14 protein-coding genes and 1 pseudogene are annotated in these 16,117 nt (G+C 70.6%); all 15 read right to left on the bottom strand.

All coding sequences use genetic code 11. The features are described from left to right. Positions 1 to 25 precede the first annotated feature (25 nt). Entirely contained in the window at positions 26 to 1,141 is a 1,116-nt protein-coding gene (locus tag NVV99_RS00075; protein ID WP_260782736.1) for a pseudouridine synthase, read from the bottom strand. Positions 1,142 to 1,151: 10 nt separating this feature from the next. Next, the gene (gene scpB, locus NVV99_RS00070) at positions 1,152 to 1,784 is read right to left on the bottom strand and encodes an SMC-Scp complex subunit ScpB (protein ID WP_051424918.1); all 633 of its coding nucleotides are present in this window, start codon (positions 1,782 to 1,784) and stop codon (positions 1,152 to 1,154) included. A gap of 197 nt (positions 1,785 to 1,981) precedes the next feature. Beyond that, entirely contained in the window at positions 1,982 to 2,815 is an 834-nt protein-coding gene (locus NVV99_RS00065; RefSeq protein WP_050993493.1) for a ScpA family protein, read from the bottom strand. A gap of 68 nt (positions 2,816 to 2,883) precedes the next feature. Next, the gene (locus tag NVV99_RS00060; RefSeq protein WP_024101111.1) at positions 2,884 to 3,867 is read right to left on the bottom strand and encodes a ParA family protein; all 984 of its coding nucleotides are present in this window, start codon (positions 3,865 to 3,867) and stop codon (positions 2,884 to 2,886) included. 134 nt (positions 3,868 to 4,001) lie between these two features. After that, positions 4,002 to 4,973, bottom strand: a complete 972-nt coding sequence (gene xerD / locus NVV99_RS00055; protein ID WP_019289618.1) for a site-specific tyrosine recombinase XerD — start codon at positions 4,971 to 4,973, stop codon at positions 4,002 to 4,004. Positions 4,974 to 4,976: 3 nt separating this feature from the next. After that, positions 4,977 to 5,603: an NUDIX hydrolase gene (locus tag NVV99_RS00050; RefSeq protein WP_024101112.1), complete on the bottom strand. Its 627-nt coding sequence runs from the start codon at positions 5,601 to 5,603 to the stop codon at positions 4,977 to 4,979. 5 nt (positions 5,604 to 5,608) lie between these two features. After that, complete coding sequence (locus NVV99_RS00045) at positions 5,609 to 7,363, bottom strand: CTP synthase (RefSeq protein ID WP_024101113.1); 1,755 nt, start codon at positions 7,361 to 7,363, stop codon at positions 5,609 to 5,611. A gap of 159 nt (positions 7,364 to 7,522) precedes the next feature. Continuing rightward, positions 7,523 to 8,473, bottom strand: coding sequence for a copper transporter (locus NVV99_RS00040; RefSeq protein WP_019289621.1), 951 nt, complete (start codon positions 8,471 to 8,473; stop codon positions 7,523 to 7,525). Continuing rightward, positions 8,470 to 9,654: a putative cytokinetic ring protein SteA gene (gene steA, locus NVV99_RS00035; protein WP_024101114.1), complete on the bottom strand. Its 1,185-nt coding sequence runs from the start codon at positions 9,652 to 9,654 to the stop codon at positions 8,470 to 8,472. The genes NVV99_RS00040 and steA overlap by 4 nt, the downstream gene beginning before the upstream one ends. Positions 9,655 to 9,739: 85 nt before the next feature. Next, positions 9,740 to 11,509, bottom strand: coding sequence for a DNA repair protein RecN (recN, locus tag NVV99_RS00030; protein ID WP_260782735.1), 1,770 nt, complete (start codon positions 11,507 to 11,509; stop codon positions 9,740 to 9,742). 1 nt (position 11,510) lies between these two features. Further along, positions 11,511 to 12,455 carry an NAD kinase gene (locus tag NVV99_RS00025; RefSeq protein ID WP_006552721.1) on the bottom strand — a complete coding sequence of 315 codons (945 nt, stop codon included), beginning with the start codon at positions 12,453 to 12,455 and terminating at the stop codon, positions 11,511 to 11,513. Further along, a complete protein-coding gene (locus NVV99_RS00020) occupies positions 12,452 to 13,276 on the bottom strand; it encodes a TlyA family RNA methyltransferase (protein ID WP_024101115.1) in 825 nt (274 codons plus the stop codon). The genes NVV99_RS00025 and NVV99_RS00020 overlap by 4 nt, the downstream gene beginning before the upstream one ends. A 1-nt stretch (position 13,277) precedes the next feature. After that, a complete protein-coding gene (locus NVV99_RS00015; RefSeq protein WP_019289625.1) occupies positions 13,278 to 13,508 on the bottom strand; it encodes a hypothetical protein in 231 nt (76 codons plus the stop codon). A gap of 52 nt (positions 13,509 to 13,560) precedes the next feature. Further along, positions 13,561 to 14,592 carry an HAD-IIA family hydrolase gene (locus NVV99_RS00010; RefSeq protein WP_019289626.1) on the bottom strand — a complete coding sequence of 344 codons (1,032 nt, stop codon included), beginning with the start codon at positions 14,590 to 14,592 and terminating at the stop codon, positions 13,561 to 13,563. Then, a pseudogene (locus NVV99_RS00005) lies at positions 14,589 to 15,416 on the bottom strand (tetratricopeptide repeat protein); the annotation flags it as partial. The gene NVV99_RS00010 and the pseudogene NVV99_RS00005, both read right to left, overlap by 4 nt. Positions 15,417 to 16,117 lie beyond the last annotated feature (701 nt).

The following is a 16,117-nucleotide window of genomic DNA, read 5'->3' as shown; positions in this document are numbered from 1 at the left end:
ACCAACGCGTCGGCCGGTGCGCCGGTCACAGCTTCACCGCCTGGTACAGGCCCCCGACCTCGTTGCGGCCGAGGACACGGAGGGTGCCGGGACGCTGGTCGCCGAGCGCCACGGGACCGATGTTGGTGCGCACGAGCCGGATCACGGGGAACCCGACCGCGTCGAGCAGACGTCGCACGATGTGCTTGCGTCCCTCGTGCAGCACGAGCCGCACGAGCGACTGGCCCTCGTGGACCTCGAGCAGCGAGAACTCGTCGACGGAGGCGGGTCCGTCCTCGAGTTCGATGCCTGCCTTGAGCTGCTTGCCGACACCACGGGCGAGCACACCCTTGACGGTCGCCAGGTAGGTCTTGGGCACCTCGAAGGACGGGTGCATCAGCCGATGGGCCAGTTCGCCGTCGTTGGTGAGCAGCAGCAGCCCCTCGGTGTCGGCGTCGAGACGACCGACGTGGAACAGACGCTGCCCGGCGGCGACGCGTTCGGAGACGATGTCGCCGACGCACGGACGGCCGAGATCATCGGACATCGTGGACTGCCAGCCGCGGGGCTTGTTCAGCACGAGGTGCACGAGATCCTTGTTGATGACGACGCGGACGCCGTCGACCCGGATCACGGCGTTCTCCGGGTCCACGCGCAGGCCCTGCTCGACGACGATGTTGCCGTCGACCTCGACGCGACCCGCGGCGATGAGTTCCTCGGCGGCGCGGCGCGAGGCGACGCCGGCCTGGGCGAGCACCTTCTGCAGCCGCACGCCTTCACCGGCGGGCAGCTTGGCGGGGCCGGCCTCGCGATGCTGGTGCCGCGCGGGACGGGCGTTGCTCACGGTCGGAACGACGCGCTGCGCGACGCGCTTGGCGGCAGGCTTGGAGGGCTTACCGGTCGAGGTGCCCTTGCGGTGCGGTTTCCGACCGGCGGCCGGCTGTGACGGTTTGCGACCTCCGGCCGACTGTGCCGGATTGCGGCCCCCGGCCGACTGGCCGGGAGTGGCCCGGCGATCGGAGCGGGGAGCTTCGGTGCGTCCTCCGGAACGCGGTGCTTCCGCGCGTCCCGAGCGGGATCCCCCGGTGTTGCGCGTGTTCGCGCTACGAGGATTGTTTCTTCTACGGTCCGGTGTGCCATCACGGCGAGCGGGTGTATTCACTTGGTTCCTGTCAGTTCTCTGGATCGAACTCCGCGGGCGAGAGAGTCTCGGGACGCGCGTTCCTACCCATTCTCTCAAATCGTGGGTCCGACTCGAGACTGTCGGCGATGTCGTCGATCACATCGACATCGGGCAGAAGCGGCGCAACGGGCGGCAGATCCTGCAGAGATGCCAGGCCGAGACGTTCGAGGAACAGCTCCGTGGTGACGTAGAGCGTGCCGCCGGTCTCCGGATCAGTGCCCGCCTCTGCGATCAGATCCCGCGCGAGCAGGGTGCGCATCACCCCATCGACGTTGACGCCGCGCACGGCACCGACACGGCTGCGGGTCACCGGTTGCCGGTAGGCGATCACGGCGAGCGTCTCGAGTGCGGCGCGGGTGAGCTTGGTGCGCGCGCCACCCTGCAGCAGCTTCTCGACGTAGGGCGCGAAATCGCGGCGCGTGTAGAAGCGCCAGCCGTCGCCCGCGAACCGCAGGTCGATGCCGGATCCGCGCGCGGTGAGGTCCTGTGCGAGACGCCGCAGCGCGGCCTCGGCGCGGTCGGCGGTGACCCCGATGGCGGTCGCGAGCTGCTCGGTCGGCGCGGGGGTGTCGACGACGAGCAACAGTGCCTCGAGTGCCGCAGTGAGTTCGTCGGCGGCGATCTCGAGAAGTTCACCGTCCCACGCGCGTTCCGGCGCAGCAGTGTCTTCGTCACGTTCCCGCGCGGTGTCGTCCGCGCTCCCCGGCGCAGCGTCACTCTCGGGCGCAGAGTCGTCCGCGTGCTCCCGCGCGACGGTGTCGTCCGCGTGCTCCCGCGCGACGGTGTCGTCCGCGTGCTCCCGCGCGACGGTGTCGTCGTTCACCCGTAGTCCTCCTCGAAATCGATGGCCTCCCCGTCGGTCTCCCCTGTCCACGCGACCTGCAGATGTCCGAGTGGGTCGGGTTGTTCGAAGGTGACGGCACGTTCGCGGTAGAGCTCGAGCAGCGCGAGGAACCGGGCGACGACGAGCAGTCCGAGATCGCAGTCGGCGACGAGTTCGTCGAATCCGACCCAGACGCCGGCGCCGCGGGCGCGCAGCAGGCCGAGGATGTGGGCGGCCTGTTCGGGAACCGACACCTTCGGGGTGTGCAGGTGGTCGAGGCCGACGGTCGGTGGTGGTTTCGGCCGGAACGCCGCGGCCGCGATCTCGGCGAAGCGGTGCGCGTCGACACCGAGCACGACCTCCGGTACGAGATTCTCGTAGCACTCCTCGAGCGACACCGCGCGCGGATAGCGGCGCAGGGCGGCGGCCTCGAGGGCGGCGAACTGTTCGGCGATCTGCTTGTAGGCCCGGTACTGCAGCAGACGCGCGAACAGCAGGTCGCGGGCCTCGAGCAGGGCGAGATCCTCGGGGTCGTCGACCTCGCCGGCGGGCAGCAGCCGGGCGGCTTTGAGGTCGAGCAGGGTCGCGGCGACGACCAGGAACTCGGTGGTCTGATCGAGGCCGAGTTCGGGACCGAGTTTGCGGGTGTAGGCGATGAAGTCGTCGGTGACCTCGTGGAGAGCCACCTCGGTGACGTCGAGGCGACGCTGCGAGATGAGGGTGAGCAGCAGGTCGAACGGCCCCTCGAAGTTGCGCAGGCGCACATGGAAGCCCGAGGTGGTCTCCTCGACCTCCGGCCGGTCCGGTTCGGTGGGTTCCTCGAGGACCACCGCGTCGACCTCCACATCGGGTGCCGTGCCGGTGTCCGCAGAGTCCTGGACGGGAGCGTGCACGGGGCTCAGCGATCGCTCCGGTGGATCACTTCCCGCGCGAGTGCGCGGTACGATTCGGCGCCGGCAGAGGTGGGCGCCCAGCGGGTGATGGGTTCGCCGGCGACGCTGGTCTCGGGGAACTTGACGGTGCGGTTGATGACGGCGTCGTAGACGAGATCGCCGAAGACCTCCACGACCCGCGACATCACCTCACGACCGTGCAGGGTGCGCTGATCGAACATGGTGACGAGGATGCCGGCAACGGTCAGCTTCGGGTTGAGCCGGTCGCGGACCTTGGCGACGGTGTCGTTGAGCAGCGCCAGGCCGCGCAGGCTGAAGAACTCGCATTCCATGGGGATGAGCACCGAGTCGGCGCAGGCGAGCGCGTTGACGGTGAGCAACCCCAGCGACGGCTGGCAGTCGACGAGGATGTAGTCGTAGCGGTCGAGCACCGGGTACAGGGCGCGGCCCAGGGCCTGCTCGCGGCCGACCTCGGAGACGAGCTGGATCTCGGCCGCCGACAGGTCGATGTTGCTCGGCAGCAGGTCGAGGCCCTCGACGTGGGTGCGCACGAGCACGTCGTCGGTGGACACCCGCGGTTCGACGAGCAGGTTGTGCACGGTGAGATCGAGATCGTGGTGGGCGACACCGAGTCCGGCGGACAGTGCGCCCTGCGGGTCGAGGTCGACGAGCAGGACGCGGCGCCCGTACTCGGCGAGGGACGCCCCGAGGTTGATGGTCGAGGTGGTCTTGCCGACCCCGCCCTTCTGGTTGCACATCGCGATGATGCGGGCCGGTCCGTGGGTGGACAACGGCACCGGTTCCGGGACGGGACGGCGTGGCCGGCCGGTCGGTCCGAGATCGGACTCGGCAGCGGTTCCGGAGGTGGTGGAAGGCTCGGTGGTGGACGTTCTGTCGGTGTCCTCGCGGCCGTGTGCGTCGACCGGGACGGTGTTCGACCGGAGGTGCTCCGGCTCCGTGTACGTGGCGGGTGGCCGAGGTGTGCCCACGTTCGGTACTCCCCCTGTCTTGCGACCCGGATGTCTTCTCGTCGACCCGTCGGGTGACCCGGCGGCTCGTCCCCAGAACGCTACCGCTTCGTCGGCAGGATCACCGCACGGACACGCGTCCCCTGCGGAGTCGGTCATCGTGCCCGCGGATGCGCCTGCGCCCATACCTCGCGGAGGGCACCGGCGGTGACCAGGGTGTATATCTGCGTGGTCGTCACAGAAGCATGCCCCAGTAACTCCTGTACCACGCGTACGTCGGCGCCACCGTCGAGCAGGTGCGTCGCGAAGGAGTGCCGCAGCGTGTGCGGCGACACCCCGACGTCGACTCCGGCGCGTTCGGCGGCGGTCTGCAGCACCTTCCACGCGCTCTGCCGCGACAGGCGGCCGCCGCGCGCGTTGAGGAAGACCGCGGCGGTGCGGCCGGTTGTCAGGGCGGGTCGTCCCCGCACGAGATAGGCGTCGAGCGCGCCGAGCGCCGGGCGTCCGACCGGGACGAGTCGCTGTTTGCCGCCCTTGCCGCGCAGCAGCACGGAGCGTGATTCGGTGTCGATGTCGTCGACGTCGAGCCCGACGGCCTCGGAGATGCGGGCGCCGGTGGAGTACAGCAGTTCGAGCAGGGCGCGGTCGCGCATGCTGCGGGGTCCGTCGGCGTCGCGGCCGGCGGCGTCGAGGATCGCGGTGACCTGGTCGACGGTCAGCGCCTTGGGCAGGCGACGCCCGGCCGCCGGGGGTTTGACGGTGCGGGCGACGTCGACCGGGGTCTGTCCTTCGGCGGCGGCGAAGCGGTGCAGGCCGCGCACGGCGATCAGGGCGCGGGCGGCCGAGCTCGCTGCCAGCGCCGGGCGGTTGCGTTCCGGGTCTCCGCGGCGCAGGCTCGCGGCGAAGTCGCTGATGTGGTGTTCGTGCACGTCGGCGAGGTCACCGATGTGGATGTCGGTGAGGTGTTCGACGTAGCGCAGCAGGTCGCGGCGGTAGGAGGCGAGGGTGTTCGTCGCGACCCCCCGTTCGACGGTCAGGTGCGCGAGATAGGCGTCGAGTTGCCCGGTGAGTGTCGGGGACGGCTGCGGAGCGACCTGCGTGGCGGGACGCTCCTCACCGGGCAGCACTGCTCACCCCTCCGCGCGCGTGCGGGCGAAGGTGGTGGGCCGGTCCGGCCACGGCGCGTCCGGTGCGCGGGTCGCGGTGCCCGTCGCGCGGGCGGTTGCGAACGCGAGGAGACCGGACACCGCGGTGGCGTTGACGATCTCCCCGCGCAGCACCATCGCCACGGCCTCGTCCACCGGGACGCGGCGGACCTCGAGATCGGCCTCCTCGTGCTCGGGTTCGGGCCGGTCGACCTCGCTCAAGCCGCGGGCGGCGAAGACGCGCACGGCTTCGTCGGTGAATCCGGGTGAGAGCGCGATGTCGACGAGGAGTTCCCAGTCGGCGGCGGCCAGGCCGGTCTCCTCGGCGAGTTCGCGGCGGGCGGTGTCGAGGGGGTCCTCGCCGGGTGCGTCGAGCAGCCCGGCGGGCAGTTCCCACAGTCGCCGGCCGAGCGGGTGCCGGTACTGGTGCACGAGCACCACCCGGTCCTTCTCGTCGACGGCCACCACCGCGACCGCACCGTGGTGTTCGACCACTTCGCGTTCGGCGGTGTGCCCGTCGGGCATCGCCACGATGTCGACGCGCAGCGACACGATGGCGCCCGTGTAGATCCGCCGGCTGTCCAGGGTGCGGAAGTCGTGTCGCTGCGCCATGTCGACTACTCGGCGTCGCCGGCGGTGGACGTCGACGCGGTCGAGCCGACCGATTCCTCGGAGGTGCTGTTCTCGCCGTGGATGTCGACCGGGAGTCGCTCAGCCGCCTTGTACTGCAGTGCCGCGGCAACGAGGCCGGAAAACAGCGGGTGCGGGCGGGTGGGCCGGCTCTTGAGTTCCGGGTGCGCCTGGGTGGCGACGAAGAACGGATGCTGCTCGGCCGGGTACTCGACGAACTCGACGAGTCGCCCGTCCGGGGAGGTGCCGGAGAACACCAGACCGGACTTGGCGATCTTGTCGCGGTAGGCGTTGTTGACCTCGTAGCGGTGCCGGTGCCGTTCGGAGACCTGCTCGCTGCCGTAGGCCCTGGCCACGACCGAGCCCTTCTTCAGCGTGGCCGGGTAGGCACCGAGACGCATGGTGCCGCCGAGATCGGCCTCACCGGCGACCGCCTGTTCCTGGTCCGCCATCGTGGAGATCACCGGGGCGGTGGTGTCGGGATCGAACTCGGTGGACGACGCGTCCTCGATGCCGACCGACCGCGCGGCCTCGATGACGACACACTGCAGGCCCAGGCACAGGCCGAGCAGCGGGATCCGGCGGGTGCGGGCGAACCGGATGGCGCCGAGCTTGCCCTCGATGCCGCGGATGCCGAAGCCGCCGGGGATCAGGACGGCGTCGACGTCGCCGAGGTGCTTCTCCGCACCGGCCTCGGTCTCGCACTCGTCGGAGGCGACCCAGCGGATCTTGACCTTCGCGCGGTGCGCGAAACCGCCGGCGCGCAGCGCCTCGGTGACCGACAGGTAGGCGTCGGGCAGGTCGATGTACTTGCCGACGAGCGCGACCTCGACGGTCTCGCGGGGGTTGTGGACCCGCTCGAGCAGGTTGCCCCACACGGTCCAGTCGACGTCCCGGAAGGGCAGGCCGAGCTGGCGCACGACGTAGGCGTCGAGTCCCTCGCTGTGGAGCACCTTCGGGATGTCGTAGATGCTCGGCGCGTCGGGGCAGGAGATGCAGCCGGCGACGTCGACGTCGCACATCAGCGAGATCTTCGCCTTGAGCGAGGCCGGCACGTCGCGGTCGCAGCGCAGTACGAGCGCGTCGGGCTGGATACCGATGTTGCGCAGCGCGGCCACCGAGTGCTGGGTCGGCTTGGTCTTCAGCTCACCGGACGGCCCGAGATAGGGCACGAGCGAGACGTGCAGGAAGAAGCAGTTGTCGCGGCCGACCTCGTGGCGCACCTGGCGGGCGGCCTCGAGGAAGGGCTGCGACTCGATGTCGCCGACGGTGCCACCGATCTCGGTGATCACCACGTCGGGGGTCTGGCCCTCGGAGTCGGGTGCGGCCATAGCGAGGATGCGGCGCTTGATCTCGTCGGTGATGTGCGGGATGACCTGCACGGTGTCGCCGAGATATTCGCCGCGGCGTTCCTTGGCGATGACCGTGGAGTACACCTGCCCGGTGGTGACGTTCGCGTCGGCGGACAGGTCGCGGTCGAGGAAGCGCTCGTAGTGGCCCACGTCGAGGTCGGTCTCGGCGCCGTCCTCGGTGACGAAGACCTCACCGTGCTGGAACGGATTCATCGTGCCGGGGTCGACGTTGAGGTAGGGGTCGAGCTTCTGCATCGTCACGCGCATGCCGCGTGCGGTGAGCAGAGTGCCCAGGCTCGACGCTGTGAGCCCCTTGCCGAGAGAGGACGCGACGCCCCCGCTGACGAAGATGTGCTTGGTAGGGGTACGCGAGTGGCGTGACTGTGGCAAAGAAGCTCCCGTGACGTCAGGTGCAGGACTTTTGGACTGATGCGATACAGCTGGGGCCTGCCGACCCACGGAACTTCACGGTAACACCTCCGTGGGCGGGCGCGTACCCGACTCGCGATTGCCGACCCTCGGTGCAATCGACGTCACAGGCGGCGACGCTCAGCGGGCCGGGGAGCCGACGGTGACGGCGGTGGCGCTCGGCCCCGTCCCGTACCGGCCGGTGCCCCCGTCGTACTGCTCGCGCAGCGCCAGAACCGTCGTCAGGCGCCCCGATTCGCGGTCGAGATTGTCGACCGTGGACAGGCCCGCGGCGAGCGCGGCGTCGGCCCGCACGACGGCGATCGGTCCGTTGCCCTCCGCTGCCCCCGTGCGGCCGGCGAGCACCGCGCCGGCGCCGCGGCCGTCGACGACCCCGGCGAAGCGCGCGATGAGCGACCCGCGATTGCCGGCGCGTTCGGCGTTGCCGCTGTGGTCGCCGGTGACAACGAGGGCGCTCTGGGCCGGTTCGACCTGACCGTCCTCGTAGGTGACGAAACCGCCGCTGCGCAGTGTGGTCAGGGCGAGGGCGCGTTCCTCGGGGGTGCTGCGCGGTTGTCCGGTGCCCGGGTCGACGAGCAGCACCGCGCCGAGCAGATCCCCGGCGAGGCTGCCCGGGTCGACGGCGCCGGTCTGCAGTTCCACGCCGGCGGGCACGACGTTGGTGACGGTTGTGCGGAGCTGGTCGGTGCCGGAGGCGTCGACGAACGAATCGGTCAGCGCGATCCGGGCGGTGACCCGGCCGCCGGCATCACCGACGGACCGCACGACGGCGTCGACGTCCTCGGGTGCGGCGTCCGGGGTGGTCACGAGAAGGACGGTGCGGTCGAGGAGTTCGTCGCGCACGATCCGCGGGCCGACGGTCGAGTCGAACCCGTCGGCGGCGAGCAGTTGTGCCTCGAGCCGGCTGCCGTGGTCCTCGGCCTCCTGGATCTCGCGGCGCAGCTCGGCCTTGTCGTCGCGCAAGCCGGAGACGACGCTGTCGGCCAGCAATCCGGAGCCGAGCACGATCCCGACCGCCAGGCCGAGGAACACCGCCACCAGGGAGACGACGTGATGGCGCATCGAGATCACGCGCGCAGACCCCGAATCCACTCGACGGCGGAGTCCCACCACTGCCGGGCGAGTTCGACGACGTCGGCACCGAGATTGGACACGGCGAGTGCGGCGATCACGGCGATGAGGGCCGCGAAGACGAGCAGGGCGATCACGCCGCCCGAGACGCGGCTGCGGTAGAGGGTGGCCACCGCCTTCGCATCGACGAGTTTCGGCCCGACCTTCAGACGGGTCATCACCGCCGACGGATTGGTGTCGCGACGGCCGTGGTCGAAGAACTCGTCGAGCGAGACAGTGCTGCCGACGGTCACCACCAGCGCCGCACCGTGATGCTCGACGAGCAGCAGCGCCAGGTCGGTGGGGGTGCCGACGGCGGGGAAGGTCATCGCGCCGATGCCGAGATCCTGTATCCGCTCGAGACCCGGGGCGTGGCCGTCCGGGTCGGCGGGCAGCACCACTTCGGCGCCCGATTTGAGGGTGGAAGTGCCGATCTCGTCGGGGTCGCCGACGATGAGGTCGGGGCGATAGCCCGCCTTGAAGAGGGCGTCCGCGCCGGGGCCGACGCCCACCAGGATCGGTGAGTACTCCTTGATGAACGGCTTGAGATCCTTGAGGTCCTGCACATGCCCGGGGCCGTCGGAGACGACGACGACGTGCCGGTCGCGCAGGTCCAGGTCGATGTCGGGGATGCCGACGCCGTCGATGAGCAGCGGGCTCTCCGAGCGGATGAACTCGATGGTGTTGCCCGAGAACGCCTCGAGGTGATCGACGAGCCCGGTTCGCGCCTCGATCATGCGGTCGGAGATCTCGATGTCGGTCTGCTCGTCGCCCTCCATGAGGAGCTTCTCCCCCGCGTACACGCCACCCTCGTGCACCCGGACCTTCGCGCCGTCCTTGATCTTCTTGAAGACCTCGGTGCCGACGTTGTCGACGAGCACGATGTCGTGCGCGACGATCACTTCGGGACCGAGATTCGGGTACCGGCCCGAGATCGACGGGGACGCGTTGATCACCGCGGTGACGCCCGCCTCGACGAGCGCGTCGGCGGTGACACGATCGAGGTCGATGGCGTCGAGGACGACCACGTCGCCGGGACCGATCCGGCGCAGCAGCTTCGCGGTGTTCCTGTCGACCCGGGCAATGCCACTCACTCCGGGCAACGTTTCGTTGTTACGGGACAGCAGCGCCGGCATCTTCATGCAAGAGATGATGCGCCGGTATACGAGTGAGGTTGTGGAGGCGCGCCGGTAGTCGTGTGAACATCACCCCGGCGCGCCGGGCGGGTCAGCCGGTGCGCTCGGCGTGGGCGACGGCCAGCAGTTCCTCGGCGTGCGCACGTCCGGTCTCGGTGTCGTCGAGACCGGCGAGCATGCGGGCCAGTTCGGTAACCCTCTCCTCCTCGCTGAGGGTGCGCACCCCGCTGCTGATCACCCCGGCCCGGTCGTCGACCTCGTCGACGACGAGATGGGTGTCGGCGAACGCCGCGACCTGCGGCAGGTGCGTGACCACGATGACCTGGTGGGTGCGCGACAGGCGCGCGAGACGCCGGCCGATCTCGACGGCGGCGCGGCCACCGACCCCGGCGTCGACCTCGTCGAAGACCATTGTCGCGCCGCGCTCGGAACCGGCGAGCACCACTTCGAGGGCGAGCATGACGCGGGAGAGCTCACCGCCGGACGCGCTGCGGGCGAGCGGGCGGGCCGGGGCGTCGCTGTGCGGAGCGAGCCGGAACTCCACCTCGTCGATCCCGGATTCGCCGGCGTGCAGGAGCCGGTCGCCGACCGACAGCGGGGCGGTGTCGCTCACGGTCGCCGCGCGGTCGGCGATGTGCACGTCGAGCACGGCGCGCCCCATCGCGAGGCCGGACAGTTCCTTGCTCACGGCCTTCGCGAGTTTGCCGGCGACCTTGTGCCGCGCCGCCGACAGCGCGGTGGCGGTCTCCGCGGTCGCGGCGGCCTCCGCGTCGACCTCGGCGGCGAGCTTGTCGATCGCCTCCGCGGAGACGTCCAGTCCGGACAGGCGTTCGCGGGCCTCGCGCGCCCACTCGAGCACGCCGTCTATGTCGGCGGCGTACTTGCGGGTGAGGTTCTTCAGTTCCGCCTGCCGGTTGAGCAGGGTCTCGAGCGCGCTCGGGTCGGACGGCAGGTCGGACAGATAACCGGAGATGTCGCCGGTGACGTCGGTGACCACCGCGATCGCCTCGCCGAGGCGGGGCCCGAGCTCGCGCAGGGCGGGATCGTCGCAGCCCTCGAGGCGGGCGCGGGCCTCGCCGAGCAGGTCGAGTGCCGCCGAGTACGCGTCGGCGTCGCCGCTGTCGTCGCCGGCGAGGGCGTTGTGCGCGACGGTGGCCGCCTCGCGCAGCGAGTCGAGGTCGGACAGGCGCCGCACCTCGTCGACGATGCGGGTGTCCTCCCCCGGTTCGGGTGCGACGCGGTCGATCTCGTCGAGACCGAAGTGCAAGCGATCGGCCTCCTGCGCGAGCTCACGCGACCGTTCGGTGCGTTCCTGCAGTTCGGCGCGGGCCTCGAGCCAGCGGCGTCGCCGGGTTCGGTAGCGGTCGAGCAGACCGGCGACGGTCTTGCCGCCGAACCGGTCGAGCGCGGCGCGCTGCTCGTCGGGACGCAGGAGCCGCAGCTGGTCGTTCTGGCCGTGCACGGTCAGCAGCGGCCCGGTGAACTCGGACAGCACCCCCACCGGCACGCTGCGTCCGCCGAGGTGGGCGCGGGAGCGGCCGTCGCTGCCGACGGTGCGCACGGCGATGATGCTGCCGTCCTCGTCGCGCTGGGCGCCGGTGGCCTCGAGCAGTTCGGCGATCTGCTGTTCGATGTGGCTGGGCGCCGGTTCGATCTCGAAGCGTCCTTCGACCACGGCGCGGTTGGCGCCGACCCGTACCCGGGAGGGGTCGGCGCGCACCCCGGAGAGCAGATGCAGGCTCGTGACGACCATCGTCTTGCCGGCACCGGTCTCGCCGGTGAGCACCGTCAGTCCCCCGTGGAAGCGCGCGTACGCCTCGGAGATCACACCCAGGTTGTCGATCCGGATCTCTGCGAGCATCTCAGAGTTTCCTTCCCCGCCAGCCCTTCACCGGAAGTTCGAACTTGCGCACCATCCGATCCGCGAACGGTGCCGAATCGAGCCGCACCCAGCGGACCGGATCGCATCCTCGCACCACTTCGAGCCGGGCCCCGGCCGGGACGTCGATGATGCGGCGACCGTCGCAGAAGACCACCCCGTCGTGGCCGCCGGCGAGGGTCTCGACGGCGATGATCGACTCGGGGCTGGTTACCAGCGGGCGCGCGAACAGAGCGTGTGCGTTGCTCGGGATCACCAGCAGCGCTTCGAGTTCGGGCCAGACGATCGGTCCGCCGGCCGAGAAGGCGTAGGCCGTCGATCCCGTCGGGGTGGCGACGAGGACACCGTCGCAGCCGAACGACGAGACCGGACGACCGTCGACCTCGAGCACCACCTCGAGGACCCCGAGCCGCGACTTGTTCTCGAGACTCGCCTCGTTGAGCGCCCACCCGCGGTCGAGGACCTCGGCGTCCATGCGCACCGTCACGTCGAGCGTCATGCGTTGTTCGACGCGGTACTCGCGGCGCACCACCTGCATGAGCGCTTCCTCGAGGTGTTCGGCCTCGGACTCGGCGAGGAAACCGATGCGGCCGAGGTTGATCCCGAGGACGGGCACCGCCGAGTACTGCGCGAGTTCGGCGGCCCGCAGGAAGCTGCCGTCGCCCCCGAGGACGATCACCATCTCGCAGCCGGCGGCCGCCTCCGGTCCCGGTTCGACGACGCTGATGAAACTGCCCGGCAGGGCGAGGACGCCGAGTCCGTTGCTCACCGCCTCGTCGTCGAGGGTGCGCAGACCGATACCGGCCTCACCGAGCATCTTGGCGACCCGCAGCGCGGTGCCGGCGATCTCGTCGCGCCCCGAATGGGAGACCAGCAGGATCTCCCGGCCCGATCGCACCGCGCCCTCCGCGGCGGTCTCTTCGCTCACTGTGGTCCTTCCTGCACCGCACGCTCGATCAGTTCGACCACCGCAGGGTCGAGTTCCGCCGGCCCCGGCTCTCCGGCCCGCAGCCACAGGAAGTACTCGACGTTCCCGGACGGTCCGGGCAGCGGACTCGCCACCGCTCCGAGGGTGAGCAGACCCTGGCGTTGCGCTTCGCGCGCGACGTCGAGCACCGCCTCGGTGCGCAGCGCCGGATCGCGCACCACGCCACCGCTGCCGACCCGGTCCTTGCCCACCTCGAACTGCGGTTTGACCATCGGCAGCAGGTCGCCGCCGGGGGCGACGCAGGCGACGAACGCCGGCAACACCAACTTCAGCGAGATGAACGACAGGTCCGCGACCACCAGGTCGACACGCCCGTCGATCGTCTCCGCGTCGATGCTACGCACATTCGTTCGATCGATCACGTGGACACGCTCGTCGGACTGCAGGCGCCAGATCAGCTGGCCGTAGCCGACGTCCACTGCGACGACCTCCGCGGCACCCTCGTGCAGCAGGACATCGGTGAAACCGCCGGTCGACGCGCCGGCGTCGAGGCAGCGACGCCCCGACACCTGCAACCCCTGCGGCGTGAACGCCTCGAGGGCGCCGAGGAGCTTGTGGGCACCGCGGGACGCCCAGGAGACCTCGTCGCTCCCCTCTGTGACGATCAGCGGCGTGTTCGGTTCGACGGCGGTCGCCGGTTTGGAGGCCACGGTGCCGGCGATCAGCACCCGACCTGCGGCGATCAGTTCGCTGGCGTGCTCGCGTGAGCGCGCCAGACCCCGCCGCACCAGTTCCGCGTCGACGCGTGCCCGGCGTGCCACGTCAGATCTTGTCCACGGTCGACAAAGCCTGCACGAGGACCTCGTGGGCTCGTTCGAGCAGGTCGGCCTGCTCGAGCAGCACGGACTGATCGGCGCTCTCGGCACCGGGGACGGATGCGCCCTCGCGGACACGCGCCAGCAAAGCGTCGACCTCCTCGCGGACGTGTGCGGGATCGACGGTGGGGCGTGCGCCGGGAAGGTGTTCGCCCGGACGTGGAATCGGCGTGCTCATCGCCGTCCACGCTAGTCGATGGATGCGACCGGGCTACACCCTCCGGTGCGGATCAGACCGTCGCCGCCCACGCGTCCACGACGGACCGCGCCCGCTCGTCCACCGGACGGACCTGTCCGAATCCGGGGTTGGCCCAGGCGATGTCGAGCAGACCCCGCAGCGCCTCCATCGGATCGGCGGCCGACGGCGCGGCGGCGAGGTGAAGATCACCCCCGTCGACCGTGACGTCCCACGAGTCGTGCGATGCGACACGGAGCCGGTCGGCCGGCTGATCGAGACTCGTGAGCGAGGCCGCGACGTAGGTCGGGCGCTGCTCGGCCGGAGCCCGCAGCAGATCGTCGACGGTGCTGACCCCGGTCAGCACGAGCAGGGAATCCGCACCGACGGCGTTGGCGCCTTCGATGTCGGTGTCCAACCGGTCACCGATGACGAGGGGACGACGGGCACCGCCGCGACGGATCGCGTCCTCGAGCAGCGGAGCTGCGGGTTTGCCCGCCACGATCGGGGTCGCGCCGGTGGCGTTGTGCACTGCCGCGACCATCGACCCGTTGCCGAGGACGAGTCCGCGCTCGGTCGGCAGGGTCGAGTCGACGTTGGTGGCCACCCACAGAGCGCCTGCGCGGACGGCGAGCGTCGCCTCCGCCAGGATCGCCCATCCGGTGTCCGGGGAATGCCCCTGCACGACCGCCACCGGATGCGCGTCCGCGGACCGAACCGGGGTGAGGCCGACACCGGCCACCTCCTCGGCCAGGGCCTCGGTGCCGACGACGAGCACCGGCACACCGGCCGGGAACCGCTCGGCCAGCAGGCGCGCAGCGGACTGCGAGCTCGTCACCACCGACGAGTCGTCGGCCGGGAAGCCGAGTTCTCGCAGGTGCAGGGCGACCTCCGACGGCCGGCGGCTGGCGTTGTTCGTCACGTACAGAACGGTGTCGTCACCGGCGGCCAGCGCCTCGCGGGCACCTGGGACGGGTTCGGCGCCCCGGTAGACGGTGCCGTCGAGGTCGAGCAGCAGGACGTCGTAGATCCGACGCAGACTGTCGCTGGAAGCCGTACTGCCGGAAACGTCGGTGCCGTCGGTCACGGCGACTCTCCGGTGAGCTCCTCCACCCGCTCCTCGGCGTCGGTGACGCCTTCGATGTCCGCGCCTGCGGAGTGCAGGAACCATTGCAGGCCTTCTTCGGTCCGCCCGGCGGCGACGAGAGCGTCGGCGTAGGCGTAGAAGAGACGGGCAGCCGGTGTACCGGTCCGCTCGGGGTCGAGATCGGGCGTCTGCAGGGTGACGACGGCCTGGTCGTACTGACCGAGATCCATGCGGGCACCGGCGAGGACAATCCGCAGCTCTGTCGCCTCGTCGCCGGTCAGCTTGCGAGCTTCCTCGCTCCGGCCCAGTTCGAGCGCCTTCTCGGGGCGACCGAGACCGCGTTCGCAGTCGGCCATCACGGCGAGCAGTCCGGTACCACCGGACATGCGACGTGCTGCGCGGAGTTCGGACAGCGCCTCCGCCCACTCCCCGGCGTGGTAGGCGGTGATGCCGGCGGCCTCGCGGACGACCGCGATGCGGCCGGCGCGCTGACGGGCGGCGCGAGCATGGGTGAGCGCGGCGCGAGGATCGTCGTCGAGCAGACGACCGGCCATCACCAGATGCCGGGCGACGGAGTTCGCGTTCGACTTGTCCAGGCTCAGCAGATCGCGGCGGATCGTCGGGTCAAGCTCGGATGCCTCGACGTCGTCGGGGATGTCCGGCTCGTCCGGACGTGCATCGCGACGCTGCGGTGCGATGCCATCGCGCCCGCGACCCGGGCCGAATCCACCTTCACCGCCACGACGACGGGGTGCTCCCTCGCCACGACGGTCACCGGACTGGGGGCCACGGCGGTCGCCGGAATAGCCTCGCCGGTCGCCGCCACCTCGCTGGTCACTGCCTCGCTGGTCGCCACCACGACGATCGTCGCGGTTGCCGTAGCTGCGCTCACCGCCGGGACGGTCCGAAACCTGACGGGGACGGTCGCCGTACTGCCGACCACGCTCGTCGCCGCGGCTCGACCGGTCATCGCTGCGGCGGGGGCGGTCGTCGCCTCCGGAACGTTCGCGGTAGGGACGGTCGCTGCGACCGGAACGAGCGTCGTCGCGGCCGCGATCCCGGCGGTCTCCGCCCTGGAAGGAACGGCGGTCGTCGCCACGCTGGGAGCGCTGATCGTCACTGCGCTGGGGGCGCCGATCGTCACTGCGCTGGGGGCGCCGATCGTCGCTCCGGTGCGGGCGCCGATCGTCACCGCGCTGCGGACGGTCGTCTCGTCCGGACGAACGTCCGGCGGATCCGTAGCCACCCTGCCGGCGGTCGTCGCCGCGTCCACGCTCGTCGCGGTCGCGGGGTGCGCGCTCGTCGCGGCTGTCGCCGGCGCGTTCCTCGCGCTCGTTCTTGCGGCCCGACCACGGAGTGGATCCTCCACTCCTGAAGGACCGACGTTCACCGTTGCCGTCGGACACAGAAAGATCCTCTCATGAAAACACGAAAGGGGACCCAAACGAGTGGGTCCCCTTTCGGAACGGGTGTTCGGCGGTGTCCTACTCTCCCACACCCTGTCGAGTGCAGTACCATCGGCGCA

This window comes from Rhodococcus sp. PAE-6 (assembly GCF_025290685.1).
Taxonomy (GTDB): Bacteria; Actinomycetota; Actinomycetes; order Mycobacteriales; family Mycobacteriaceae; genus Rhodococcus; species Rhodococcus pyridinivorans.
This window is presented reverse-complemented; position numbering and strand designations above follow the sequence as displayed.

Excerpts from the sequence above, each read along its gene's own strand:
- NVV99_RS00050 (WP_024101112.1), bottom strand. The coding sequence starts at position 5,603 with ATGGCGCAGCGACACGACTTCCGCACCCTGGACAGCCGGCGGATCTAC.
- steA (WP_024101114.1), bottom strand. The coding sequence starts at position 9,654 with ATGAAGATGCCGGCGCTGCTGTCCCGTAACAACGAAACGTTGCCCGGA.
- recN (WP_260782735.1), bottom strand. The coding sequence starts at position 11,509 with ATGCTCGCAGAGATCCGGATCGACAACCTGGGTGTGATCTCCGAGGCG.
- NVV99_RS00015 (WP_019289625.1), bottom strand. The coding sequence starts at position 13,508 with ATGAGCACGCCGATTCCACGTCCGGGCGAACACCTTCCCGGCGCACGC.